General features: G+C 51.9%; 20 protein-coding genes. 12 read left to right on the forward strand and 8 right to left on the reverse strand.

Going from position 1 to position 25459, the window contains the following annotated elements:
* Positions 1-93 precede the first annotated feature (93 nt).
* The 7 genes from BQ6873_RS00270 to BQ6873_RS00300 all read right to left on the reverse strand — a co-directional run bounded on the left by BQ6873_RS00270 (position 94) and on the right by BQ6873_RS00300 (position 11342).
* Positions 94-1470 carry a DUF1329 domain-containing protein gene (locus BQ6873_RS00270; RefSeq protein ID WP_076590857.1) on the reverse strand — a complete coding sequence of 459 codons (1377 nt, stop codon included), beginning with the start codon at positions 1468-1470 and terminating at the stop codon, positions 94-96.
* A gap of 84 nt (positions 1471-1554) precedes the next feature.
* Positions 1555-3246, reverse strand: a complete 1692-nt coding sequence (locus BQ6873_RS00275; protein WP_076590858.1) for a DUF1302 domain-containing protein — start codon at positions 3244-3246, stop codon at positions 1555-1557.
* Positions 3247-3326: 80 nt separating this feature from the next.
* Positions 3327-4922 carry a GMC family oxidoreductase gene (locus BQ6873_RS00280; protein ID WP_076590859.1) on the reverse strand — a complete coding sequence of 532 codons (1596 nt, stop codon included), beginning with the start codon at positions 4920-4922 and terminating at the stop codon, positions 3327-3329.
* Between the two features lie 69 nt (positions 4923-4991).
* Positions 4992-6482, reverse strand: a complete 1491-nt coding sequence (locus BQ6873_RS00285; RefSeq protein ID WP_076590860.1) for an aldehyde dehydrogenase family protein — start codon at positions 6480-6482, stop codon at positions 4992-4994.
* Between the two features lie 77 nt (positions 6483-6559).
* Positions 6560-7309 (reverse strand): SDR family oxidoreductase, encoded by a 750-nt coding sequence (locus tag BQ6873_RS00290; RefSeq protein WP_076590861.1) that lies wholly within the window; start codon positions 7307-7309, stop codon positions 6560-6562.
* A gap of 445 nt (positions 7310-7754) precedes the next feature.
* On the reverse strand, positions 7755-9998 hold the full coding sequence (locus BQ6873_RS00295; protein WP_076590862.1) for a CoA transferase: 2244 nt from the start codon (positions 9996-9998) through the stop codon (positions 7755-7757).
* A gap of 156 nt (positions 9999-10154) precedes the next feature.
* Positions 10155-11342 (reverse strand): amidohydrolase family protein, encoded by a 1188-nt coding sequence (locus BQ6873_RS00300; RefSeq protein WP_076590863.1) that lies wholly within the window; start codon positions 11340-11342, stop codon positions 10155-10157.
* Between the two features lie 169 nt (positions 11343-11511).
* Between BQ6873_RS00300 and BQ6873_RS00305 the strand changes: the two genes are divergently transcribed.
* From BQ6873_RS00305 to BQ6873_RS00335, 7 genes are all read left to right on the forward strand, one after another.
* Positions 11512-12204, forward strand: coding sequence for an SDR family NAD(P)-dependent oxidoreductase (locus tag BQ6873_RS00305; RefSeq protein ID WP_076593865.1), 693 nt, complete (start codon positions 11512-11514; stop codon positions 12202-12204).
* Between the two features lie 55 nt (positions 12205-12259).
* A complete protein-coding gene (locus BQ6873_RS00310) occupies positions 12260-13003 on the forward strand; it encodes an SDR family NAD(P)-dependent oxidoreductase (protein WP_076593866.1) in 744 nt (247 codons plus the stop codon).
* A 102-nt stretch (positions 13004-13105) separates the two neighbouring features.
* Positions 13106-14779, forward strand: coding sequence for an electron transfer flavoprotein-ubiquinone oxidoreductase (locus BQ6873_RS00315; protein WP_407928075.1), 1674 nt, complete (start codon positions 13106-13108; stop codon positions 14777-14779).
* A 19-nt stretch (positions 14780-14798) separates the two neighbouring features.
* On the forward strand, positions 14799-15665 hold the full coding sequence (locus tag BQ6873_RS00320; RefSeq protein WP_076590865.1) for a 3-hydroxybutyryl-CoA dehydrogenase: 867 nt from the start codon (positions 14799-14801) through the stop codon (positions 15663-15665).
* An 18-nt stretch (positions 15666-15683) separates the two neighbouring features.
* The gene (locus BQ6873_RS00325) at positions 15684-17582 is read left to right on the forward strand and encodes an enoyl-CoA hydratase-related protein (protein ID WP_076590866.1); all 1899 of its coding nucleotides are present in this window, start codon (positions 15684-15686) and stop codon (positions 17580-17582) included.
* A 224-nt stretch (positions 17583-17806) separates the two neighbouring features.
* Positions 17807-18673, forward strand: a complete 867-nt coding sequence (locus BQ6873_RS00330) for an SDR family NAD(P)-dependent oxidoreductase (protein WP_076590867.1) — start codon at positions 17807-17809, stop codon at positions 18671-18673.
* 64 nt (positions 18674-18737) lie between these two features.
* A complete protein-coding gene (locus BQ6873_RS00335; RefSeq protein ID WP_076590868.1) occupies positions 18738-19916 on the forward strand; it encodes a lipid-transfer protein in 1179 nt (392 codons plus the stop codon).
* A gap of 93 nt (positions 19917-20009) precedes the next feature.
* On the opposite strand, the gene BQ6873_RS00340 is transcribed toward BQ6873_RS00335, so the two are convergent.
* Positions 20010-21131: an ABC transporter substrate-binding protein gene (locus tag BQ6873_RS00340; protein WP_076590869.1), complete on the reverse strand. Its 1122-nt coding sequence runs from the start codon at positions 21129-21131 to the stop codon at positions 20010-20012.
* A gap of 194 nt (positions 21132-21325) precedes the next feature.
* On the opposite strand from BQ6873_RS00340, the gene BQ6873_RS00345 reads away from it, so the two are divergent.
* The 5 genes from BQ6873_RS00345 to BQ6873_RS00365 all read left to right on the forward strand — a co-directional run bounded on the left by BQ6873_RS00345 (position 21326) and on the right by BQ6873_RS00365 (position 25437).
* Complete coding sequence (locus tag BQ6873_RS00345; protein ID WP_231949173.1) at positions 21326-21940, forward strand: hypothetical protein; 615 nt, start codon at positions 21326-21328, stop codon at positions 21938-21940.
* Positions 21941-22113: 173 nt separating this feature from the next.
* Positions 22114-22881 (forward strand): GNAT family N-acetyltransferase, encoded by a 768-nt coding sequence (locus BQ6873_RS00350; RefSeq protein ID WP_076590870.1) that lies wholly within the window; start codon positions 22114-22116, stop codon positions 22879-22881.
* Entirely contained in the window at positions 22878-23750 is an 873-nt protein-coding gene (locus BQ6873_RS00355) for a UDP-2,3-diacylglucosamine diphosphatase (protein ID WP_076590871.1), read from the forward strand. Before BQ6873_RS00350 ends, BQ6873_RS00355 begins: the two co-directional genes overlap by 4 nt.
* Positions 23732-24769: a glycosyltransferase family 4 protein gene (locus tag BQ6873_RS00360; protein WP_076590872.1), complete on the forward strand. Its 1038-nt coding sequence runs from the start codon at positions 23732-23734 to the stop codon at positions 24767-24769. Before BQ6873_RS00355 ends, BQ6873_RS00360 begins: the two co-directional genes overlap by 19 nt.
* A gap of 323 nt (positions 24770-25092) precedes the next feature.
* Positions 25093-25437, forward strand: a complete 345-nt coding sequence (locus BQ6873_RS00365; protein WP_076590873.1) for a zinc ribbon domain-containing protein YjdM — start codon at positions 25093-25095, stop codon at positions 25435-25437.
* Positions 25438-25459: the final 22 nt, after the last annotated feature.

Genomic DNA, 25459 nt, shown 5'->3' on the forward strand with positions numbered 1-25459 from the left:
TGCAAGGACGGACTGAGGACTCCTTGTGCTGAATGTTTTCGAGAAGTGGTTTGTTCCGCTCTCATTCTTTACATCCAGCTATCTTTCCTGGTTCTAGCGTATGCCACGGCCTGCCAGTGAATCCGGCGTAAAGTAATTTGCTGGATACGGGGCCACTTGGTAAAAACCGGGGTTGGTGCCACCCATCTGTTTGTTCTGGTTGCCGTAAATGCCGCGGTTCAGGTCGTACAGCAAGTAGTGGCCGGTACGCAATTCAGGTTTGTCGTATTGCTGCGTTGGCAGTAGTTGCATGGCGTGATGGACCTTGCCCGCGCTGTCAAGACCGTAGTAAGTCATGATGCTCCAGGAGTCTTCGTCCAGAGCAAAGATTTTCTTTTGCTGAACGTGGCGCTGACCCTGCTTCAGCGTACCTTCAACGACCCAGACGCGGTGCAACTCCCAACGCAGAAGATCGACGTTGCCAAAGTCTTTTGTGGACTGTTCTTCGATAGGTGCACTGGAGAATTTGTAAGTGTTATAAGGCACGTACATTTCTTTCTTGCCGATCAATTTGAAATCGTATTTGTCCATCTTTCCATCGAAGCCGTTGATCTCGTCAAACAGCAGGATGCCGCCTGACGTGGTCGCCACGGTATCGTACGAAAATTCGGGAGCCAATCGCACACGGCGCTGACCAGGAATGTAGCTCCATGCCACAGGATCTTTCTGATCGGTGCGCAGAAATTGATGGCGCATCTGCCCGCCACCAGCCTCTGACGGTGGATAGGTTGAGCGCGCAATCAGCGACCAGTAAGGTTTGTCTTCCGGTATCGAAGTAATCGTGTTGTCCCAGTAGGCGTTTTGATTCTCGACGATTTGATAGGACGTTTTGATCACCCTGCCGCCAGTGTCAACGATTACGGCATCGATGTCGCCCTTGGTGTTCGCGTGTTCGAATTTCAAGTTGGCATTCCACATTGCCTCGAAGCCCGATTTTGGAATCGGGAACGGTACTTGTGCATGAGCGCCTATCAGGCCGGGTGCAGTACCAACCAGTTTCGGACTCATCACGCGCTTGATGGTGTTTTCGTAGACGTAGTTGGGGAAGCAGGCTGTGCGGTGTGTCGGATAGACATCCATCGCATAGTTAGGATATCGCTGGAATAATTCCTTGGTACCGGCGTCGATCTTGTCAGCGTACTTGCTCAAATTGGCTGCGGTAATGCGGAACAGCGGTTTTTCATTGGGAAACGGATCGGGATAAGGTGCGCCGCCCGATGCGCCTTTGATTGGTTTGTAGCCTGCTATTGGTTTGCAGATGCCACCGTCCCAGGCGGGAATTGTGCCGTCTTTGTTTCCGGCTTTTTCTGCCCCCATCGGGGTGAGTGAAACGCCGAGTTCTTTGGCTTCTTCCGGCGTCGGCGCTGCGAGGGCAGAAGCCGTGATTAGAGTGCCTGTTGCGATCGCAATAAAGTAATTTCGGTAATTCATTTCTTGTCTCCAATGTTCAGAATTTGACGGCGGAAAATTTTCCCGCCGCTTTGCTCTTTATGTTTTTTCTATATGCAGGGATCGTTACATACTGGTTTTATATGTGAAGAAAATCCAGTTATGGTTGCTTTGTACGGCATTGCTGCCATTGGTGGTGGTGACCACGCCGGTGGCAGGATCGGTGTTGTAGCGCGAACGGGCTTCTGCATATTTGAGTGAGAACTCATGCCGTGCCAGATATTTTCCGGTGAGGCCTATGCTCCATGACAGCGAACCTTCATTGCCACCACCCAGCGCTGGGCCGTTCCCCTTGATCTGATAACCCAGCGACGTAGGCATGGAAAGATCCCAGCCTGCCATCGCTTGTGGCCATTCTGGCGTGAAGCCGAGATTCATGCCCCAGGCATCTTTGGTTGAGCATCCGTCACTCTTGCTTAGGCCAAGGCAAGAAGCGTAGCCTTCGCCGTAATAGAGTTGGGGATTGGATGTCACCTTGAGCAGGCGGCTGTAGTTAATTTCAGCCTGCACAGAACCGCCGGTCCATAAGGAGTTTCGTTGCAGCAAAGTGACGACGTTAACTAGCGCATGCATGGTGTCGCCTCGTGCGCCTTCGCTTTCTGCATACGTTGGATTGCTGCCGTTCGCGGGCATTACCGGATAGCCTGCGGCCGAATTCAGTGCGCTATTCTTGCGATAAGAAATTTCACTACCCACATTGAGCGTACCGATGTTCTTGATCATACTGAAGCCGTACAGCTCGGTATCGCGCGCATATACCAGTCGAACTGCAGGGGCCGGTGCCACTTGCGTCATCGCCCATGGCAGTTTTTCGGTGAACTTACGGTAGTACAGCCCTGCGGACCCGGACAGCCAGCTCGGACTCCATCGCATGCTGAGGCCAAAATCGCCGCGTTTACGATCAGGACCTAAATCGGGACCGTTGGGAATATTGAAGCCGCCAGGAAAATTTGCTGCGTAGTCTGAGCGCGAACCGTCGCCAGACGCAAAGAAAGTTCCCCCCGGTACCAATCGATACGGCTTCCAGTCGAATGCATATTGGGCGGCGGCGGAAAGCTCGCTAGTCAGTTGTACTTGCGCCGACAACTGGGTCAATGGCAAGAACAGTTCCTTGGCTTCGGCACCGGGGCTGGTTGCTGCTTTGATGGTGTCGATAGGGCCTTGCGAATAGGCAATGCTGTTTGTGGCTGAATACAGCGATTCGCCCCAATACACATTGTGCTGACCCAGTTTGAACTTGACTGGTGTGCTGGCGATGTCGATGCTGCCGAATACGAAAGCATCGAGGATTTCGCCCGAAGGTCCAGCCACATAACGTTTGGTATAGCCGTTGTAAGTGTTGTCTTTGTAATTGCCGTTGATGCCCTGTGCCGTAAGTGCAGGATTAGGGAAGGAACGTTTGTTGTAAGCGCCATCCCCCCAGAGTGCAGCGCTGACACGGAAGCCGAAATTGTTTTTGTAAACGAAGTCCAATTCGGACAGTACATCGAGACGATTGCTGACCATATCACCGCGGCCGAAACGGCCTTCGGTTTCATCGTAGGCAGGATTGTTGAGGAATGCGGGATTGATCTTGCCCGCACGCCAGCCACCGGTATAGCGGAATGAATTATCCCAGCGCAATTCGACGTCCGGATTATCAGTTTCTATTATGGCGGCCAGCACTGGTGTTGCAATGCTCGCAGCAAAAGCCATCGTGATTGATGATGCCAATATCGTTTTATATCTTTTGCTACTTGTTTTATTTTTTGTTGCCATCTTTTGTCACCTCCTGTTTCGTTGATTTGTCATGCCTGAATCCGAGGTCATGTCGGAAAATGCACGTTCTCCTTTTTGGTTTATGAATGTTGTTGAATGAGTTCCGCTGCGCGCATGGCGATGGCCATTGCCGGGCCGTTGGTGTTGCCCGATATCAGTGTGGGCATGATTGATGTGTCCACCACACGCAATCCCTGTACACCTCTTACGCGTAGTTGCGGATCGACTACTGATGCAGCGTCGGCTCCCATGCGGCAGGTGCCTGCGACATGAAATGCGGTCGAGCCACATTTGAAATAGGCGTCGACAATTTCTTCATCGGATGCATAAGCGGCGCCGGGTATGGTTTCTTCGACTACGTAAGGACGCAAGGCTGGCTGCGTGATGATCTTGCGCATCAGACGCAGTAAATCGGCGGAGTGACGTCGGTCGGTGTCGGTGCTTAGATAATTGACATCAATACTCAGTGGCGCATCTGGCTTGGTGCTGGTGATTGTCACTGAACCCTCGCTGGTGGGCCTGGTGAAATAGGCTGCCCATGTCATGCCATGTTCTTTTTCAAGAACGATCTTGCCGTCGGTAATGGCAATCGAATACATGCCCATGCCGATTTGCGCGTTGGGTCGGTCAAGATCCGGATTGGTTTTCACGAGTGCACAGACTTCATGCGCTGCATGGGTCAGGGGGCCGCGACCACGCGCATAGTAATTAAGGAGATTCTTGGAAAGCCGCATGCCGGAAAATTCAGCATTGAGACTGCCACTCTTCAAGCGTGTCTGCATCATCATCGTCCGATGTTCCAGCATATGGCGGCCTACACCCGGTGAATCCTGCAGAACGCTGATGCCAAGCTTGGCAAGTTCCGCGCCGGGGCCGATGCCGGATAGTTGCAGCAGTTTTGGTGAATGTAGTGCGCCAGCAGCAAGAATTACTTCACGACGAGCACGTATGAAGGACACTTCGCCTGTACTTCTATCGCGGACTTGGACGCCGCTAGTCACGCGATCTTCGAACGTGATGTGCAAGACGTCAGTGCCGGTACGTATGCTCAGATTGGATCTGGATGCTGCAGGTGCAAGAAATGCCTTGGCCGAACTCCAGCGGCGACCACGCCAGATCGTGCGTGGCTGATAGCCGACACCGGTATCACCAGAATTAAGATCGGCGACGCGCGGCACACCGATTTGCTCGGTGGCCTTGATCACCGCTTCGCACAGTGGATCGCCTGGAGGGTGCACAGATATCTTGAGTGGACCGCCGGCACCGCGCCATTCATCCGCGCCCAGTTCATGGTCTTCCATCTCCTTGAAGCATCGCCCAATGTCGCGCCATCCCCAACCGGTGCAGCCAGCAGCTTCCCAGTCATCGTATTCGGATGGCAGGCCGCGCATGTAAACCATCCCGTTGATGGAGCTGGAACCGCCGAGTACGCGGCCCTTGAGCCAGTCTTCTTCGGGGCGTCCTGATCCCTGCGATGCCTTATAACTCCAGAGATGCGGATTGCCGGGCGTCAGCATCATGCCAATCCCGCGTGGCATCTGTATCAGTGGGCTTGTGTCGAGATGGCCGCTTTCAATCAGTAGCACCGATTTGGAGCCATCAACTGAAAGTCGTTCTGCCAGTACGCAGCCGGAAGAGCCGGCGCCGACGACGATATAGTCAAATTCTTTTGTCATTCCGGTTTTCTCATCTTTCTTGTGTCAAGTTGTTGAAGGCCTTTCGTCAAACTCAGCGCGCGTAGCGGATCAGCCAAGCGGATAGGTAATCGATTTATCCAGCATGAATTCATTGAGCCAGGCGGGACCGAATTCGCGACCGATGCCCGAGTGTTTGTAGCCGCCGAATGGTGCCTTCACGAAAAGATCTCCGGTGCCGCCATTGATGGAGACACCACCGGTCCGCAGTCGCAAAGCCATGCGATAGGCGGCAGCGCGGTCAGTTGACATCACTGCGCCGCTAAGACCGAAACGTGAATCGTTGGCCAGTGCAATGGCTTCTTCATCTGTGTCGTAGCCGATTACCACGCCTATCGGACCGAACACTTCTTCCTGTGCGATGGCGGAGCGGTTATCGACGTCGTCGAATAACGTAGGCTCAAAAAAGTAACCGCGCTTGTGTTCAGCAGGACGCTTGCCGCCAACGACTAGACGCGCACCGCCGGCTAGCGCTTTTTCTACATAGCTTTCTGTTTTCTGACGTGCGGCTTCGCGGATGAGCGGACCGACGATGACGGAAGGATCGGCTGGATTACCCATCTTCAAGGTGCTGACGATCTGTTTGACGATTTCGACGAATTGCGCACGGATCGAGTTGTGCACGATATAGCGTGTCAGCAAGGCGCAGCCCTGACCGGCATGCAAGGTAAAGGAGAAGGCAGCAGTTCCAGCCGCTTTCATCAGGTCGGCGTCGGGGCGCACGATCAAGGCAGACTTGCCACCCAATTCCAGATACACGCGCTTTAGAGTCGGTGCAGATTGCGTAAGAATCGCTGCACCTACTTTGTCTGAACCGGTAAAGGTGACCAGATCGACGCGCGGATCGCTGGTCAGCAGAGTGCCGACTTCAGGTCCGCCATTGATGATGTTGAATGTCCCTTTAGGCAGGCCGCTTTCTTCAATGATCTGGCCTAGCAACAAGGCCGAGAACGGTGTGAATTGCGAAGGCTTCAGCACCACGGTATTGCCAGTCAGTAGTGCTGGTACGGACTTCACGACATTCAGAAAGAACGGATAGTTATATGGCGTGATGCCGGCCACCACACCATACGGTTCGCGGATGATGACGCCACCAGCGAAGATGTCGCCGCCAGCGGGATCGAAAGGATTGGGCTTTAGTTCTATCGGCGAAGGTTCTGGTGCGATTCTTTGTGCCAGTTCAATCGCATAGTCGATGGCATCCAGTGCGCCTTGAAATTGCGCGCTTTGCATCAGCATGTAGACTGCGCCGACTTCAGCTGTCAGTAGTGCTTTGATTTCTTCGGAACGGCTGACGATGGCTGCCTTGAACTTGCGGATCACTGCAATGCGTGCGTCCATCGACATACGCGGCCATGGCCCGGTATCGAAGGCATGGCGGGCAGCGGCGATGGCGGCATCGACCTCGACCTTACCGCCGACAGGTGCTTCACCGATAATTTCTTCAGTTGCAGGATTGACGATGGCTTCAAAGCCGACGGAAGGTGAGACCCAAGTGCCGTCTATAAAAAGTTGTTTGATATTGGTAAACGGAATGCTCATTGCTCAATGTCCTCAGGTTGATATTGGGTATCGCCTCATCGGCGACGGTAGGGGCTTGGTGGTTCGGGCTGAAAGAATCAGACGCCGCGCAGCTCGATCAGGTCGACATTCGCTTCGCGCGGCAAATCCAGTACACGTACCAGATAGTCGGCCACGGTCTTTGGCGACATACCAGCGCCGACGGCGGCGGCATGCCCAGAGGCCTGAATGGCAGCTATGAATTTATCCAGCATGCCGGGTGCCCACTTTGCTGCGCTTTCATTGCCTGTCATGGCACCGACACGTAATGCGCTGACGCGGATTTTGTCTTCTCGCAATTCGGTGCGCAGACCTTGGGTTAGGCTTTCCAGTGCAGCCTTGGAGGATGCGTACACGCTCAGATAAGGGAATGGATTGCGCACCGATTCAGACGTGATATTGACGATGTCGCCGTTGCCACGATGGCGCATGAGAGGAATTGCTGAGCGGATGCAGAAAGCGGCGCCGATGACATTGGTAGCAAACGTTGACTGTAATTCGTCGTCGCTGGCGTCTTCTAGTCGAAACGGCGTGTAAATGGCGGCATTGTTGATCAGGATGTCGACGCCGCCGAAAACTTGCGTCACCTTGGCAAACGCAGCACGTACCTGATCCGATTGTGAGATGTCGCAGACTATGGGGAGCGTCTGCTTGCCTATTTCGGCGGCTGTTTTTTCCAGAGTGGACAAAGTGCGTCCAAGGATGGCTACCTGCGCACCTTGCTGTGCAAATCGCAGCGCTATTTCGCGACCCAAGCCAGTTGCTGCGCCTGTGACGACCGCAATTTTCCCTGTCAATGTTCCGACCATTTTTGTCTCCTTTTTTGTTGGTACGCCTTGTTGCGTAATTCCAAAAGGCGGGTTTTATATTTTTATAGCTGCGCTACTTTGATTCAGATAATAACTTAAAAAAATGAAATGTCATCAGTTATTTAAAATATTGCGTAATTATTTTTAATAAAATAAACGCAATATGTTGTTTCCATTTTTAATGTTATTTGCGTTTATTCGCTCTGTTAAGCGGATGTGGAAGAAGTAAGGCTGGTCAAGTACACGGCATGTATTTGCAAGAAATGATGGAGGCGAGGGGCGAAGAGATTTATCCATCAAGGATAAAAAAGCCCTATGCAATCGAGATAAATTTGCATAGGGCAATCACACATTTGAGGACGGCGGCAACAGAAAACTAGCGAACGGGATTACGGCTCACCAGTAAATCTGAGCGCACGCCCCGAGTAGTTGCTTGGAGTAGTACTCAAGCAACGATGCCGCGTGCGAACAGATCATCGATGGCGTCGACCCTCAGACCGAATTCCTCCAGCAGTTCTCGGCTGTGCTGACCTAGCGTCGGTGCGGCGCGCTCGATGCGTGTCTGCATGTCGCTGAAATTCCAGATCGAACCTGTTTGTCTGAGCTTGCCGTAATGCAGATGATCGGTATCGGCGAGCAGCCTCATTTCCAGATTGAGCGGATCGTCAAGGAAGGTTTCACGATTATCGAGTGCGAGCTTGACCGCTTCCGCACCGGCATTGTGTACTTGTGCAATGGCATGCTGAGCCGACATGGATGCAAACCATGTGTCCAGTTCCTTGCCTTCAGCTTGACTATGCAGATGATCTAGCATGCCTGGGCCTTCTGCCACCAACGAGATCCAGCCATCGCTGCATTGATAGATGCGCCGTCCCGGACTCACGCCCAGTTGCATTTCATCGATGCGAGGATAGGGCGTCAGCGTGCCGTCCGGTTTCATCATCGTTTCACCAGTAGTCAATATGGCGGCGCCATAGAGCGATGCATCGACGAACTGGCCGTCGCCAGTTTTATCGCGATGCCTGAGTGCTGCTAGTGTCGCTAGCAGAGAACCCATCGCACAGAGATGATCGAACATGCCATAGCGGAACCAGATCGGCGGATTGCTTGCGCTGCTGCCTTCGATTTCCCAGCCGCTGCCGGATTGAACAGTAGGGTCGAGGCCAGGCCAAGTTTGCCATGGTCCTTCAAGACCGTATGCGCTGACGTGGGAGTAAATGATGTCGGGCTTGATTGTCTTTAGGCTGTCATAGCCGAGGCCGAGTTTGTCGGCGGCCGGCATGCGCAGATTGTGATGAACCACATCAGCCCATGCGACCAGTTTTTCGACGATGGGGCGCGCTGCTGGGTCTTTGATATTCAGAGCAAGTACACGCTTGTCGCGCTGCGCGGACATAAAGGCCCAACTACCCATACGCAAACTATCGCCGTTCACGGGTTCTACCTTGATGATTTCTGCACCCAGATGCGCGAGCATCATCGGTGCCAACGGACCAGCGACAAACATGCCGAAGTCGAGGACCTTCAGTCCTTGTAACGGGTATTGCGGTGGTGTGCCTGCGTTGCTTGGCCAGCTTCTTGATCGAGGCTGCCATTGTGCGAATACCTCTTCTTGATGCTGACCTGGTCGCGGAGCCGGACCTGATACGTGCGGTGTTGGTGAAATACGTAGCGGTGGTCCGGGTTGTCGCACCGGACCATGCTCTGGATCGTTCACTTCGACTACATAAGCGTTGGCAATAGCCTGCTCTTCTGTATAAGCGCTGCCAAAGGACTCTACCGGCATGACCGGGAGATCGGCAGCGCGCATTTCTGCTACCCAGAAATCACGTGGACGCGTTTTGAAGATGAGGGCATTGGCACCACAGTTGGGTGCACTAATGATCTTGGGTCTGCTGGCATTGGCAGCGGCCAGCTCCTCTGGCGACATCGCTTCCAGCGCAGCTTTCATGGTGGGGGCGGAATCGGGCGGCGGGGTATGCGCCTGTAACCATAAGCCGTCAGCGCATTGATAAATGGTAGATCCTGATTCCTTGCGTATCCAGGATTCAGAAGAGCGATCTGGATGTTCGGTGCGAAACCAGTATTGCATCATCGGTACCAGCGCGCCCTGGATCAGACTGGTGCTAACGGCACCCGCGATGCCGCTGCGATCGCGTACCCGCAAGCGTGCCACCAGTCCGTTGGCAGCAAGATAGGCTGCCGTCCAACTACCTAGTGGAAAACGGTAGTACATGGGGCCGCTACGTCGCGCTGGCATATGTTCGTCGAACACGCCCATTTGCGCGAGTACTAATGCATCGTCAACCGATGTTTCTGCTAAAGGATGTCCCGGCGGATAACTGCCAATGGCGCTAACGATTAACTGCGGTGAGAATTTTCTCAGCGTCGCATCGTCTAGCCCTGCTGCAATAGCGCGTTCCGGCGTGTAATCGTGTATCAGTGCATCGGCGCTGGCTAGAAGTTGATTGAAGCTTAGGCGTTGTTCGGCATCGTTGATATCCAGCACCACGCTGCGTTTGCTACGGTTCCATACCGGTGCGCCGGGTATCTGCCGTTTCGGAGATGTACCAGGCGGTTCGACCATAACGACATCGGCGCCGAGTTCGGCAAGCAGTAGGGCGGCAATGCTGCCAGCCATGCCTTGCGAGAGATCAATGATGCGTACATCTGAAAAAATGCCGTCCATATTTTGTCTCCATTATGTTTCTCGATAGATTCTTGTTTTTCTCGACTTTGCTGTTGCGAAACTCTGAAAAAAATAAAAAAACCCCCATGCAAACGAGGAGCCTGCATGGGGAAATCACATCACATCTGAAGAATGGAACGGTGCTACATAATTAATTCAACGTACGCCTGCGAGTAATTCCTTGAGATTGGTGCTCATCACGCGTTGCGTTTGCGCAGCATTGAGGTTGGAAATGTCTTTGAAGAAATCCAGTGGATGCGCCAATCCTTCCGGATGCGGCCAATCGCTACCGAACAGCACCCGTTCAACACCGATCAGGTCGATGACCTTGTCGACCTTGTCTTCATAAAACGGCGCGACATAGACATGCTGACGGAAAGTCTCGATCGGATTGCGTTTGAATGCGTGCGGCATCTTGTGATAAGTCGACTCCATGCGTTGCATGAGCGGTTCCAACCAGGAGGCGCCGTTTTCCAGTGACGCGACACGGATATTCGGGAAGCGATCGAATACGCCGTGGCAGACGAAGGCAGCCAAGGTGTCGGCGATAGGACGACCCATCCAGTCGAGAATTTCACCGAAAGGATCTTTTTCAAAGGGACGGAATTCGCCTTTACCACCAGCGGTCCACCATTGGTTGATCTTGTCGTAACCAGAGTCGGATACGTGCAGGACGACAAAAATCTTTGCTTCGTTGACGCGCGCCCAGAACGGGTCGAATTCTGGAAAGCCCATCGAACGACCGCCCTTGAGCCCGGGGACAGGTGCAGGGCGAATACCGATGACGCGTGCACCTTGTTCCAGCAAGAAATCGAGTTCCTTGCATGCTGCGTCGACATCGGCGAGGTGAATCATTGGCACCGGATAGAGGCGTTGATCTTTGGCGAAGCCAGTTTCCTCTGCTGTCCACATATTGATCGAGTGGAATAGCGCCTGAATGGCATCCGGTTTTTGCGCGAGACGCTCTTCGATTACCGATGCCAGTGTTGGCAGAAACAGGCCTGCATGAATCTTCTGCTCATCCATGACCTTGATGTGTGCGGCACCGTTGTTGAAGGCTGCTTGCGATGCGATCGGCTTGCCGGTGATTTCGCGCAGAGACAGGCCTTCTGGGTTCTGACCGCGGTACCACTTTTCGTGTGAACCAGGAGCGGCGACGACTTCGAAGGTCGGATTCGGGATGTAGTCAGACAGTATGCCGCCGACAGCCAGTTTGGTACGGCCGTTGACTTCTACGTACTGAAATTCTTTTTGATACTTCTTGGGTAGATGCCGGAGGAAGGCTTCTGGTGGTTCGTAGAAATGCCGATCTGCGTCATAGATTGGGTAAGTCACAGCAGTCATTGTGATCCTCATGTAAAAAAGGTCGGGTACTTGCTTTGTTAAAACTAACTATATGTCAGTTATCTGAGAAGGTCAAGAATCTGTCGTGAATAATTAATGTTGAGCTATAACTGACGATATGTTAGTTTATTGAAATTCATTCATGGCCATTCGTGGAAAGGAAGTAATCATGTCTTCAGTCGTTGTAATCACTGGTGCGGCAGGCGCTCTTGGAAAGTCGATCGTAACGTTTTTTCTTGATCGAGGTGCAACCGTCGTGGCCGTAGATATGAATGCCAATGTGCTGCAGACGGCGTATGGCAGTAATCCAAAAGTGAAGACGGTCGCTGTTGATTTGACCAATGCAGACAAGACAGAAGTGGCCTTAAAAGACGCTTTGTCCAGCCTCGGCCCGGCCAATGTCTTGTGCAATATTGCTGGCGGTTTTGATATGGGCCCTGCTGTGCACGAAACCGATGACGCTATGTGGCGGCGTCTGATGGATATGAATGTTGCTACCTTGATCAATGCTTCTCGCGCAGTCGTGCCAGGTATGAAAACCGCAGGGCGCGGCAAGATTGTCAACGTCGCGGCCGCATCTGCAGTCAGTGGCATCGGCGCAATGGGTGCTTATTGCGCATCCAAGAGCGCAGTGGCGCGTCTGACTGAATCGATGGCACAGGAACTTCGTGGTTACGGCATCAACGTCAATGCTGTCGCACCAAGCATTCTCAATACGCCGACCAATCGCGCTGCCATGCCGGATGCAGATACTAATAAATGGGTGGCGTTGGAAGATCTGAGTGCAGTAGTCGGATTCCTTGCATCGGATTATGCGAAGGCAGTCCACGGCGCAGTGCTGCCGGTAGTCGGCTTGAGTTGATGCACAGAATTGAAACGCGTTCCTAACGTAAATAATTCAAACGGAGAAGATGGTCATGGATAAAACAAAGATGCTGGAAGGAAAGTGCGCAGTCATTACTGGCGGTACCAGCGGTATCGGACGTTCAGCAGCATTGGCATTGAAGGCAGCCGGTGCAAAAGTGATTGCAACCGGCGTTTCTGAAAAGGAAGTCAAGGCAGCTCTGGCTGATCCTGCATTCGCCGGTATAGATGCGGCGGTTCTGAACGTTGCGTACGACAAGGACGTCAACGACTTCTTTGCAGGTCTCACACGCATAGATATTTTGATCAATGCTGCAGGGATTGGCGGTCAGGGACCGGGTGAGTTTCAGGCGGAATCATTCGCTAATACCTTGAACATCAATCTGACTGGCACCTTGCGCGCCTGCTCTGCAGCGAAGCCGCTATTGCAGAAGCAGGGTGGTGCGATTGTCAACATTGCTTCCATGATGAGCTTCTTTGGCAGCGCCACTGCGCCCGGCTATTCGGCCAGCAAAGGTGGTGTTGTGCAGTTGACCAAGAGCTTGGCGGTTGCCTGGGCCGAGTTGGGTATTCGCGTCAATGCTGTGGCGCCAGGTTGGATTGATACACCGATGACCAAGCCATTGCAGGACGATCCGGAGCGCAATGCACGCGTGCTGGGACGTTCGCCTATGAAGCGCTGGGGGCGTTCAGAAGAAATTGCTGATGGCATTTTCTTCCTGTGCTCGCCGCTGTCGTCATTCGTCAACGGTGTGGTGCTGCCTATCGATGGTGGTTATCTCGCGGTGGGGATGTAAGCAGAAAATATAAAAGCGGTCGCTTTCTTCCGACCGTTGGCGCTGCTTGTTGTTTGACGGGACGAGCGGGCAAGAAAAACTCAAGATCAGGTAAAAATGACAATGAACACGAGCAGCATCATTGAGAAGTACGGTCCGCGCGAAGCAATGGAATACGACGTTGTTGTGGTTGGTGGTGGTCCGGCTGGTTTATCGGCGGCCATACGCATCAAGCAACTAGCTGCCGAGGCCGGCAAGGAGGTTTCGGTTTGCGTACTGGAAAAAGGCAGCGAAGTTGGTGCACATATTCTCTCCGGTGCGGTGATGGATCCACAAGCAATTACCGAACTGTTCCCTAACTGGAAAGAGCTAGGCGCACCGCTGAATACAGAAGTTACCGAAGATCGCTTTCTTTTTCTGAGCGCCAACAAAGCATACAAGACGCCGTCATGGATGTTGCCAGCTTGTTTTCAGAATCATGGCAACTACATCGTCTCACTGGCCAATGTTGTACGTTGGCTTGGCCAGCAAGCCGAAGCTTTGGGTGTAGAAGTCTTCCCCGGCTTTGCTGCAGCAGAAATTTTGTATAACGATGATGGTTCAGTCAAAGGTGTTGCCACCGGCAATATGGGTGTGGATCGTCATGGAGAACCTACGGCTACTTTTCAATTGGGTATGGAACTGCATGCCAAATACACCTTCTTTGCCGAAGGCGCACGCGGCCATCTTGGCAAACAGTTGATCAGCAAATACAAACTCGATGCCGGCAAAGATCCACAGACCTACGCCATCGGCATCAAGGAAATCTGGGAAATCGATTCGAAGATGCACCGGCCCGGCCTGGTAGTGCATACCGCTGGCTGGCCTTTGGATAGTAAAACTTACGGTGGTTCTTTCTTGTATCACCTGGAAAAAAATCAGGTCGCGGTAGGCTATGTGGTCGGTCTGGCGTATGAAAATCCTTACCTGTCGCCGTACGAAGAATTCCAGCGCTATAAAACTCATCCAGAAATCCGCAAGTTCTTCGAAGGTGGCAAACGTCTCGCTTATGGCGCGCGCGCAATAACGGCTGGTGGTTTGCAATCGTTGCCCAAGTTGACTTTCCCAGGCGGCGCATTGATAGGTTGCGATGCTGGCTTCCTGAATGCGTCGCGTATCAAGGGCAGTCATGCTGCGATCAAGACCGGCATGTTGGCGGCTGAAGCAGTATTTGAAGCACTGAATAATGACCGTCAGTTCGATGAACTGACTGCTTACAGCGCCGCTTTTGAAAAATCTTGGCTGCACGAAGAACTGCACAAGGCACGTAACTTCAAGCCATCGATGAGCAAGGGCTTGGTTACAGGGACGCTTTTGGTTGGTATCGATCAAGTGCTTTGTGGCGGCAAAGCACCGTGGACCTTGCGTCATAAACATGCCGATCATGAATGTCTGAAACCGGCAGCAGATTACACGCCGATCACCTATCCAAAGCCGGATGGCAAGCTAACTTTTGATCGTTTGTCATCGGTGTTCATATCCAATACCAATCACGCCGAAGATCAGCCTATTCACTTAACGCTAAAAGATGCATCGATACCGGTCAGTATCAATCTGGCGAAGTACGCTGGACCCGAGGCGCGTTACTGTCCGGCCGGCGTGTATGAGTTTGTGAAGAGCGACGATGATAGCGACCGTTTGCAGATCAACGCGCAGAACTGCGTGCATTGCAAAACTTGCGACATCAAGGATCCAACGCAGAACATCACGTGGGTGACGCCTGAAGGTGGTAACGGGCCGAATTATTCGAATATGTAATAGAGCGGAAAAGAGTCTCATGAATATGAAAACGATAGGTGTCATCGGCGCTGGTCAGATGGGTAATGGCATCGCGCAAGTTTGTGCTGCTGCCGAGTTGGATGTGGTCTTGCGCGATCTGAGCGAGGAAGCATTGGAAAAAGCGCTGGCGACGATCAGTACCAATCTGGATCGCAGTATTAAAAGTGGAAAGCTGGAGGCTAAGAAAAAGCAGGAAATTCTTGCCCATATTTATACCAGCACAGACATTGGTGCACTAGTTGGCTGCGATTTCATCATCGAAGCCGCAACGGAAAGTATTGATATCAAGCAGTGCATCCTTGCTGAACTGGAATCGGTGATCGCTCATGACGCGATTGTTGCGACTAACACTTCGTCTGTATCGATCACGCGTCTGGGTGCAACGCTCAAGAATCCGGACCGGATGGTCGGCATGCATTTTTTCAATCCTGTTCCTGTTATGCCCTTGGTCGAAATTATTCGCGGGGTACGAACGACAGATAGTGTTTTCAGGGCTGCGACAACACTCGCTGTAAAGATAGGCAAGACGCCGATTGCAGTAAAAAATTCTCCGGGCTTTGTCGTCAATCGCATTCTGGTGCCGATGATCAACGAAGCTGTATTTGTTTTACAGGATGGCCTGGCTAATGCTGAAGAAATCGACGCCGGGATGAAGCTGGGAGCGAACCATCCTATCGGGCCATTGGCATTGGCAGACTTGATTGGTATCGATGTCTGTCTTGCTGTGATGGAAGTGTTGTACCGCGATTTTCACGACTCCAAATATCGTCCAGCTCGCTTGCTGCGCGAGATGGTGGATGCCGGGCAGTTAGGACGCAAGAGCGGTAAAGGATTTTACGAATATGGTCAGATGCCGGTCGTTTAAGAAACGCTAAGGATAGACATGAACGTTTTCCGTTACGAAAAAGACGACGATGGCATAGTCACCGTCATCATGGACATGGCGGGACCGGTCAATGCAATGAACGCTGAATATCTGGCAGCGATGGAGCAGACGTTAGTAAGGCTGGAACAAGAGTCTGACTTGCGCGGCGTGGTACTGGCATCGGGCAAGAAGACCTTTTTTGCCGGAGGTGACATCAAAGACATGATGAATATCCGACCGGAGGAGTACGCATCATTTTATGAACGTCTACTAACGACGAAGGCGCAACTACGGCGACTGGAGTTGCTACCAGTGCCAGTTGTGGCTGCGATCAACGGTGCAGCCTTGGGTGGTGGTTTTGAAATATGTCTGGTCTGCAATCGTCGTATCGTGCTGGATGTGCCCAAGGCAGTCGTTGGTTTGCCAGAGATAACGCTGGGATTGCTGCCGGGAGGTGGTGGTACGGTAAGACTGGTGAGATTGTTAGGATTGCAGAAGGCGCTTCCTTTGTTGTTGGAGGGTAAACTTCATCTCCCACAGCATGCCTTGAAACTTGGTTTAGTAGATCAATGTGTGAACAAGGCAGAAGACCTGCTACTGCAAGCGAAAGCATGGATATTGTCTGATCATGCCATTGCGTACCAGCCTTGGCAGCTAGATGGTTATACAGTTCCCGGTGGCGATGCGACAACGCCAGCCGTAGCCGAGTTTCTTGCGCTATGCATGCAGCAAGCACGCGCGGCAACACGTGGTTTGTTACCGGCACCCGAATGCCTGATCGATTTAGCAGGGCGGTCCACAAAATTGCCGCTGAATGCAGCATTGGAACTGGAAGGTAAGGTTGCAGCAGAATTGACGCTGTCACCTCAGGCAAAAAACATCATGACGACCAGGTTTTATCAAATGAACTTGGTGCGTCGCGCGATGCGGCAACTAGGTGAGACAGCCAGAACACAGACTAAACGTATCGGTATCGTCGGGTTGGTCGGAGAAAACAGCACGGCAGCACAGGCGCTTGGTATAGCGGCATTGGCAAAAGGCATACATGTCATTTGCGGCAGCGTCGATGAAAAAGCATGTCTGTTGGAGATGGCTTCGTCTCATGCCAAGGGCGTGTCTGAATTCGCCTTGAGCGACATGATTGAAGTTGTTGAGTCGGAAGAACAAGCGAAGCAGAAATCCGCGTGCGATCTTATTTTTGATTTTTATGTGGACTCGGATAGTGTGCGCAGATCACAGCATTACATCCTTGCGGGACATGGTGTCTACGTTTGTATCAATGACGCAAGAGTGGTGAGTGAGGATACAGACTTCACAATATTAAGAGCTTCTTTGTACATGGCTGGATCGAGCATCACCTTGGTCGAGCTTGTTCTGAGGCTGGACGATACGAGAACAAGGCTGTCCCTATTAATAGCTTTCTTGCATCGCATCGGCTTGATTGCCATCGTTACCAAAGCTCATGACCGAGGTTTTGTTGCCGGCGTTATTGCAGCGTATGACGATGAGCGGCAACGGCTTCTTCAAGAGGATATCGCTGCCGACATGATTGACCGGCAAGCGTGGAGGCTGGGTATGGCAGTGGCTAGCCCTGTGTTGGCATCAGGTTATGCGATGCCCTTGACTAGCTCGCAAATCGAAGACGATATTCGAGACCGACTGCTGTTCCGGCAAGTCATTGAGTCTGTGCGCTACTTGGAGCAGGGACGCTTGGGATCCGTTGCCGATGTTAATGTCGCGACAGTGTTGGCTGCCGGGGCACCATCCTGGACCGGCGGTTATCTTCAAGTCATCAATACCTACGACATACATGCATTCGCCGCGCGCGCCGCCGAGCTGATGCGATGCTATGGCGATCGTTTCGCGCTCCCTCGCTTGTTTCTTCATAAATTGGAAACACAAACGAGCTTTCTCTGAGGCCTATTTTGTCAACGATATCTCTTGTGATGAGAGCCATTCCTGCTCGCGATTTACCTGTTAGATTTTCGATTTAGATTAAAAACTGTTGATTTATCAGTTTGTTTGCTATCATTCAAATTGCAATAACTGACTATTAGTTAGTTATTATTAAATTCCGGATTCATGAATCACATTTCATTTCGACATTGCACCTACGGGTACGCACATTCAGGGAGGAATACATGGCTTTACTCGAAGGAAAAATAGCAGTTATTACCGGTGCCGGCCGCGGTCTGGGAGAGGCTTACGCACGATTGCTGGCCAAGGAAGGCGCTGCGATCATCGTTAACGACATCGGCAAGAATGAGGATGGCAGCTTTACTGCAGAGGCAGTTGCTGCATCGATACGCAAAGATGGCGGCCGAGCAGTCGCCAATACGCAAGACATTGCCACGATTGAAGGCGGCAACAGCCTGCTGAAAGCGGCGCAGGACAACTTCGGCGGCGTGGATATTCTAATCAACAACGCTGGAATTTTGCGCGACAAGACCTTGTTGAAGCAGGAAGAGCAGGACTGGGATCTGGTTCTCAAGGTCAATCTCCGCAGTATGTATACCGTTACCAAACCGATTTTTGCGGCAATGAAAGATGCAGGACGCGGCGGTGTGATCGTCAACACCACTTCGGTTTCCGGCATTGTTGGCAATTTCGGACAAAGTAATTACGCCGCATCCAAAGCGGGTGTCTGGGGCTTTTCTAACGTGCTGGCTCTTGAAGGTGCTAAATCGGGCATCCGTGTCTGGACACTTGCGCCGGCCGCTGCGTCAGCATTGACTGCGTCGGTCATGTCGGAAGAACTGCGCGAACAATTGGCGCCGGAGCATGTTGCTGAAGTAGTGCTGTACATGGTCAGTGAATTGTCTGGCAAACGTACCGGACAATGTCTGTTTGCTTCCGGTCAAAGCGTCAAGGAAGTGAAACTGGTCGCAGCCGAAGGATTACGAGGCGTGGCTTACGGTAAACCTTTGGATGCCCGTGCACTTGCGGCTGGTGAAGCGCAGTTGTTCCATAAGGAGCCGTCGCTGACGGTCATGGATTTTGCCAAGTAAGTGAATTATGTCCGGGAGGTATTGGCCTTATCCATCACCCCGGTTTTTTTGAGAGAGAACAGACATGAGTAATAAAGTATTGATTGCCGGCGTCGGCATGGTGAAATTCACCAAACCAGGAAAGAGCGAACAGTACGATGTTATGGGGGCAAAGGCTACACGTAGCGCGCTGGAAGATGCCGGTATTCCATATGAGAAAGTTCAGCAAGCCTATGTCGGTTTCGTCGGTGGTGATACCTGTTCAGGTCAGAATGCGCTGTATGGGGTAGGTATGACGCAAATCCCGATCATTAACGTCAACAATGCTTGTGCGACGGGTTCTTCCGCATTGTTTCTGGCACGTCAGGCGGTGATGAGCGGAGTGGTGGATGTGGCGTTGGCACTGGGTTTCGAACAGATGAATCCAGGTGCGTTGGTTGCTGATAACTCGGGCCGCACGCCGATCACGGCACGTATTGATCAAGCCACGCGGAATATACGCGGATGGGATGACAATGCTCCGCAAGGTCCACAATATTTTGGCGGTGCCGGTGCCGAGTACATGGAAAAGTACAACGTCGGCGCAGATCTGTTTGGCCGCGTATCGGTCAAGGCGCGTAGCCATGCATTGCGTAATCCTTATGCGCTTTTCACTGAGCCGCTTACGCTTGATCAAGTCATGGAATCACCGAAGATTTTTGGTCCTTTGACGCGTTTGATGTGCTGCCCGCCCACATGTGGCGCGGCTGCAGTGGTGGTGGTGTCGGAGAAGTTCGCACGTGAAAATGGCATCAAGGATACTGTTCAGATCGCTGGGATGGCATTAACAACCGACAGTCCGACCACTTTTGAATCCAGCATGCTGAAGGTCGTCGGCATTGATCTGACTCGTCTGGCGGCCAACAAGGCCTACACCGAAGCTGGCATCGATACCTCGGACATTGATGTGGTCGAATTGCATGATTGCTTCTCGCCCAACGAAGTGGTCTGCTACGAAGGCTTGGGTTTGTGTCCAGAAGGTGGTTCCGAAAAATTCGTCATGGATGGCGATAACACCTACGGCGGAAAGATCGTCACCAATCCTTCTGGCGGCTTGTTGTCCAAGGGACATCCACTGGGCGCAACAGGATTGGCGCAGATTTCGGAAATCGTCTGGCATTTACGCGGCACGGCTGGAGAGCGACAAGTGCAGGATGCCAAGGTCGGGGTGCAGCACAATCTTGGACTTGGTGGCGCTTGCGTCGTGACTGTATTGACGCGCTAATGTAGAAAATGCTCTGCGCCTGAATTTTTGGCACAGAGCATTACAAGTAAATACGTCTAATTCTTTATTCGACTAAAGCCGCAATGGCTGTATCTAGAAGACCAGACCGCTCTTTTTGAAGAGTGCGATATCGAGATAATTCGACAAATGATTGCTGCTAGGCGATGCATTAATCGATAAACCGCCCAGATCGATATTGGTATCCTGGCTCATCAATTCCTGCAAGGCTGTGCGCGAAGAGCGCTTGGATCGCTGAATTGCCTTTGCCAAGGCTTTGGCGACGGTAAATCCTTCTAAGGTCAGCGATGAAGGTGGTTCGTCGCGGTATTTCTTCATCATGTTCAAATGTTCCAGTTGAATAGATGACTTGCCCGTATTCGGATTGGGCACGACTTGTGAAAAAACCGTCCATTCCACAGCACGTGGACCGGCCAATTCACGCAACGTTTCCAGATTGATCAGCGAAGTGCCGGCCACAAAAGTCTGCGCTGCATATTTACGGAATTCCTTTAAAAACAATGCCGTACTGATCGTGTCGGCAATCACAATAACGAAGCCGGGCTTGGTCGCGGCGAGCTGGGTGGCTTCCTGCGCGTTCTGCTTCTCGTTATTTCCAATTTTTGCGGAACCGGTCAATTTCAATCCACGTCCGCGCAACTCTGTCGACAGGTTGCGAAATGCCTGCTGAGCTGATGGCACATCCTGGTAAACGATGCCGACATCCGTCATGCCGAGTTGGCTGAAGTGCGAAAAGATGTGGCGTACTTCCTGCAGATAACTTGGCCGCCAGAACAGCACGCGGTTGCTGTTCAACTCGATGGCATCGACCAATGGTGCAAATAAAATCAGATTGCTGCGTTTGAAGGACGGCGCATTCAGCACAGCTTGTGCAACGTTGTCGCCGACGCCGCCCAGCAAATAATCGATTTGGTCGCGCTCAATCAACTCATTGACTACTTTGACGGCGACCGCAGGCACGGCTTGATCGTCTCGTACGACGTAACGAATCCGCTTGCCATTGATGCCGCCAGCCGCATTTAACGCATCAAAATAGGTTTTGATGCCGGCGACGTAGTCGCGACCGATAGAGGCATTCGGACTGGACAAGTCTATCGCCTGTCCGATTACGATCGTGTTGGCATCATCTGCTGCGTAGACAGAAGTGGACATCAAAAAAGCAGCTGAGGCGATCGAGAAGAACCGGAGGAGGGTCATGAGTGGAATGTAGTTATCGTATTTGACCGTAATTTTGTTATTGGATTGTGACCTCTTGATGAATTTTTATCGCGGCAGTGCAGCATATTGAAAGTTCTGTTTGCGAGCGTTACATTGGGGTTTTGCCTTTTTTCTTGCAAAAAATAGATAAACTATATATATTATTTATACTATTTATTATTAAGGAGAAGCCTGTGTCGAACGAAACAGAAGTAAAGGTGGAAGTAAAGCCAGCCGCCACCGTAGCTGTACCAGCAAAAAAAGCAGTAGCGCCGACAAAAAAAGTCGCGGCAAAAAAAACACCAGCTAAAACAGCGGCTAAAAAAACAACAGCAAGCGTTGCCAAGCCTAAGGCCGCAGCTACCAAAGCCGTGAAGAAGTCGCTTGCAGCAGCCAAGAAGCCGGCAGCTAAAAAAACTGTAGCTACTAAACCAGCAGTAAAGGCTAAAGCGCCAGCGAAAAAAGTTACAGCGAAACCAGCGGTCACCAAACCGGCAGCAACCAAGCCTGTTGCCAAGGCAGTCAAGCCAGCGGCAAAACCAGTAGTGCAAGCAGTTGCGAAACCTGCGCCAGAGCTAAAAGGCAAAAAAGCCAAACTGGTACGCGATAGCTTCACGATGCCGGAAATCGAATATCAGGTCTTAAGTGACGTGAAGAAAGCTTTCCTGAAAGCTGGTGTGGCGGTCAAGAAAAGCGAATTGCTGCGTGCAGGCGTTGCTTTGATCAAAGACATGGATATGACAAAACTCAATGCAGTGATCACTGCATTGTCGCCGCTCAAAGCAGGTCGTCCAAAGAAATCCAAGTAAGACTTTCTGTTCTTCGTAGAAATCTTGTTGCCTGTTGTTTCAAGGCAAGTTCAAGCCGGCGCAATGCGCCGGTTTTTCATAGTGTTGTCGTGTCATGAAACTGACATGATCCTGTCATTTTCTTGAAGTAATCAACAGTTACGCTTCGTTCGTCACAATACAAAGGACGACACATGCGATTACTGAATGCTTCTGCCGATACCAATCTTGCTTCTCCCAAGCTGACGCTGAGCCTTGCCAGCACGCAGAAAGAAGTACGTGAAGTACAGCGTTTGCGTTACAAGGTTTTTATCGAGTCTATGGGACTGTCTTCACTGAAGAACGAAGAGAGACTCGATAAGGATGAATTTGACGCGTATTGCGATCACCTGATCGTGCGCGATGCAGAAACACTGAAAGTGGTAGGCACCTACCGCGTCATGAGCCCGCAAGCTGCGCGCAAGATGGGTCAGTTCTATTCCGAACAAGAGTTTGACCTGAGCCGCCTGAACAATCTGCGCAACAGCATTGCTGAAGCCGGACGGGCCTGCATCCATCCGGACTACCGCAGCGGCGGCGTCATCATGATGCTGTGGGCTGGCCTGGCCGCCTTCATGAAAAAAGAGAAGTGCGAATACTTGATCGGTTGCGCCAGCGTTAGCCTGGCTGATGGTGGCCACAATGCAGCGGCGCTGTACCACTCGCTGGCTGAAAACAATCTGGCACCGGCGGAATACCGTGTTACGCCACATTTACCTTTCCCTATTGCCGAGCGCGAAGCCGGCCATGTTGCCGTGGTACCACCGCTGATCAAGGGTTACCTGCGCAGCGGCGCATGGGTTTGCGGCAATCCGGCTTGGGATCCTGATTTCCATAGCGCCGATTTATTCATGTTGTTGCCACTGTCCAAACTAGATAGCCGTTATGCACGTCACTACCTGAAAGAGGGAAAGACAGCATGAAACCACGTGACCAATTTTTGACGACTGATTTTATCGGCTCGGGAGTTGGTACGAAGCGCGAGCCTGTTCGTGAGTCGAACAAGTTTCGCGCTATCTGGATTTCAGATGTTCATCTGGGAACAACCGGTTGCCAGGCGCAGAGACTGCTGGAGTTTCTGCGTAAAACGGAATCGGAAACCTTGTATCTGGTCGGTGACATCATCGATGGATGGCAACTCAAGCGTCGCTGGTATTGGGAGCAGTCACATAACGACGTGGTGCAAACCGTCTTGAAAAAAGCCAAGAAGGGAACGGAAGTCATCTTTGTTCCTGGCAATCATGACGAAGCAGTGCGTCAATTCATCGACCTTGATTTTGGTGGCATACGCATACGCGATGAGCTGGTGCATACGACCGCGCAAGGCAAGCGCATGCTGGTATTGCACGGCGATCGTTTCGACGGCGTGATCGCTTGTGCTAAATGGCTGGCCTATGTGGGCGACAACCTCTACACGGTCATCCTTAAATTCAATCAATGGTTCAACACCTGGCGCGCCCGTGCCGGTTTGCCGTATTGGTCGCTGTCGCAGTACTTGAAGCTAAAAGTGAAGAACGCCGTCAGTTACATCTCTTCATTTGAAAATGCCTTGGCAGCAGAAGCCAAACGGCGCGGTCTGGATGGTGTGATCTGCGGTCACATTCACAAGCCGGAAATCCGCGAAATTGACGGCATCACATATTGCAACGATGGCGACTGGGTAGAAAGTCTGTCCGCATTGGTAGAGGATATGTCCGGTGCATTACGTCTGGTGACTTGGCAAGAGATCGTCATGCCACAGCAATCAGCGCAACATGAAAAGGTAGACGAATTATGCGTATCGCCATCGTAACGGATGCTTGGGAGCCGCAAGTCAATGGTGTCGTCAACACGTTAAAGGCAACGCGCAAACAGTTGCGTGCGAATGGTCATGCGGTACTGATGATCACGCCAGAGAACATGCGCAGCTATTCCTGTCCTACTTATCCGGAAATCCGTCTAGCCTACAAACCTTATGCCAAAGTCGCTGCTGCGTTGGATGACTTCGATGCAGACTGCATTCATATAGCGACAGAAGGGCCGATGGGTCTGGCGGCACGACGTTACTGTATTAATCACGGGCTGGATTTCACTACTGCTTATCACACGCGCTTTCCGGAATATTTGCGTGCGCGTTTTCATCTCCCGCTGGCACTGACGTATCGCTGGTTGAAGTGGTTTCATCGTCCTGCCAAGGCTGTGATGGTGCCTACACCGCGTATGCAGGATGCATTGGAGAAAAGTGGTTTCAAGAACGTAGTGCAGTGGAGTCGCGGAGTCGATACGGATTACTTCCAGCCGGGCCAGCGTGAAGAAATGACATTAGAGCGCCCCTTGTATCTGTATGTCGGACGTATTTCGGTCGAAAAAAATATTGAAGCATTCTTGCGGATGGAATTGCCAGGCGCGAAATGGGTGATAGGCGATGGGCCTATGCGCGAGGAGTTGGAAAAGAAATATCCTGACGTGCATTTTCTCGGCGCCAAACCGCATGAAGCATTGCCTGCCTATTACAGTTGCGCTGATGTATTCGTTTTTCCTAGCCGCACCGATACCTTCGGCCTGGTCTTGATCGAAGCGATGGCATGTGGCGTGCCGGTGGCTGCCTATCCGGTCGAAGGACCGATAGACGTGGTCGCCAATGGCAAATCAGGAATCCTGCATGAAGATTTAACGCGCGCCTGTTTTGACGCATTGAACCTCAAGCGTAATGTGGTGCGTGAACACGCGCTTGTTTATTCGTGGAGTGCAGCGACGCAGCAGTTCTTGACGCATTTGCACCCTGTACGCAAGACCGATCATATTCCTATGGCAAGGTCGTCTCTAGCGTGAAACATTGTGTATGCGTTTAGTGAGTTGTTTTCTTATGACGTGATGATTGTTTGTGTGGCTGCGGAGTCTCAACGACGATAAGCCAAGCTGGATAGGGGAAGTTTCCTGTCCAGCGATTCCTTCAGAGCGGAATTTTCTTTCCGTTCAACTCATTTTTCGAGTCAGCTTAAGCCAGTAATGTTTTCTGCGACGAGGTGACTGTCTTGTGTTCGCGTTGCTGCGGCATTTGGTCGTTTGCATCTTCCCTCAAAAAGAAGCAGGTATACGATGGCACGCAGTATACTGTGCTCTTTTCAGCCATTGCCTTACCCGGAAGATTACTCATGAGCGCTTTACCTCCATGCCCACAATGCAACTCCGAATTCACGTATGAAGACAGCGGTCTTTATATTTGCCCAGAGTGCGCGCATGAATGGTCTGCGCATGCAACTGCAGAAGCCGTTGAAGATGGCAGCAAAGTCTATCGTGATGCTGCGGGGAATGTGTTGCAGGATGGCGATACCGTCACTGTGATCAAGGATTTGAAATTGAAGGGTTCCGCTGGAGTTGTTAAAGTGGGAACCAAGGTCAAGAATATCCGTCTAGTGGATAGCGATCATGACATAGACTGCAAAATCGATGGTTTCGGTGCAATGAGCTTGAAGTCGGAATTTGTCAAAAAAGTCTGATCTTGCAGTAGCGATACTTGAT

This window comes from Herminiimonas arsenitoxidans (assembly GCF_900130075.1).
Classification (GTDB): Bacteria; Pseudomonadota; Gammaproteobacteria; order Burkholderiales; family Burkholderiaceae_D; genus Oxalicibacterium; species Oxalicibacterium arsenitoxidans.

Bases quoted from the DNA above. Each gene is read 5' to 3' on its own strand.
- BQ6873_RS00270 (WP_076590857.1), bottom strand. From the start codon at position 1,470: ATGAATTACCGAAATTACTTTATTGCGATCGCAACAGGCACTCTAATC.
- BQ6873_RS00275 (WP_076590858.1), bottom strand. From the start codon at position 3,246: ATGGCAACAAAAAATAAAACAAGTAGCAAAAGATATAAAACGATATTG.
- BQ6873_RS00280 (WP_076590859.1), bottom strand. From the start codon at position 4,922: ATGACAAAAGAATTTGACTATATCGTCGTCGGCGCCGGCTCTTCCGGC.
- BQ6873_RS00285 (WP_076590860.1), bottom strand. From the start codon at position 6,482: ATGAGCATTCCGTTTACCAATATCAAACAACTTTTTATAGACGGCACT.
- BQ6873_RS00290 (WP_076590861.1), bottom strand. From the start codon at position 7,309: ATGGTCGGAACATTGACAGGGAAAATTGCGGTCGTCACAGGCGCAGCA.
- BQ6873_RS00295 (WP_076590862.1), bottom strand. From the start codon at position 9,998: ATGGACGGCATTTTTTCAGATGTACGCATCATTGATCTCTCGCAAGGC.
- BQ6873_RS00300 (WP_076590863.1), bottom strand. From the start codon at position 11,342: ATGACTGCTGTGACTTACCCAATCTATGACGCAGATCGGCATTTCTAC.
- BQ6873_RS00305 (WP_076593865.1), top strand. From the start codon at position 11,512: ATGTCTTCAGTCGTTGTAATCACTGGTGCGGCAGGCGCTCTTGGAAAG.
- BQ6873_RS00310 (WP_076593866.1), top strand. From the start codon at position 12,260: ATGGATAAAACAAAGATGCTGGAAGGAAAGTGCGCAGTCATTACTGGC.
- BQ6873_RS00315 (WP_407928075.1), top strand. From the start codon at position 13,106: ATGAACACGAGCAGCATCATTGAGAAGTACGGTCCGCGCGAAGCAATG.
- BQ6873_RS00320 (WP_076590865.1), top strand. From the start codon at position 14,799: ATGAATATGAAAACGATAGGTGTCATCGGCGCTGGTCAGATGGGTAAT.
- BQ6873_RS00325 (WP_076590866.1), top strand. From the start codon at position 15,684: ATGAACGTTTTCCGTTACGAAAAAGACGACGATGGCATAGTCACCGTC.
- BQ6873_RS00330 (WP_076590867.1), top strand. From the start codon at position 17,807: ATGGCTTTACTCGAAGGAAAAATAGCAGTTATTACCGGTGCCGGCCGC.
- BQ6873_RS00335 (WP_076590868.1), top strand. From the start codon at position 18,738: ATGAGTAATAAAGTATTGATTGCCGGCGTCGGCATGGTGAAATTCACC.
- BQ6873_RS00340 (WP_076590869.1), bottom strand. From the start codon at position 21,131: ATGACCCTCCTCCGGTTCTTCTCGATCGCCTCAGCTGCTTTTTTGATG.
- BQ6873_RS00350 (WP_076590870.1), top strand. From the start codon at position 22,114: ATGCGATTACTGAATGCTTCTGCCGATACCAATCTTGCTTCTCCCAAG.
- BQ6873_RS00355 (WP_076590871.1), top strand. From the start codon at position 22,878: ATGAAACCACGTGACCAATTTTTGACGACTGATTTTATCGGCTCGGGA.
- BQ6873_RS00360 (WP_076590872.1), top strand. From the start codon at position 23,732: ATGCGTATCGCCATCGTAACGGATGCTTGGGAGCCGCAAGTCAATGGT.
- BQ6873_RS00365 (WP_076590873.1), top strand. From the start codon at position 25,093: ATGAGCGCTTTACCTCCATGCCCACAATGCAACTCCGAATTCACGTAT.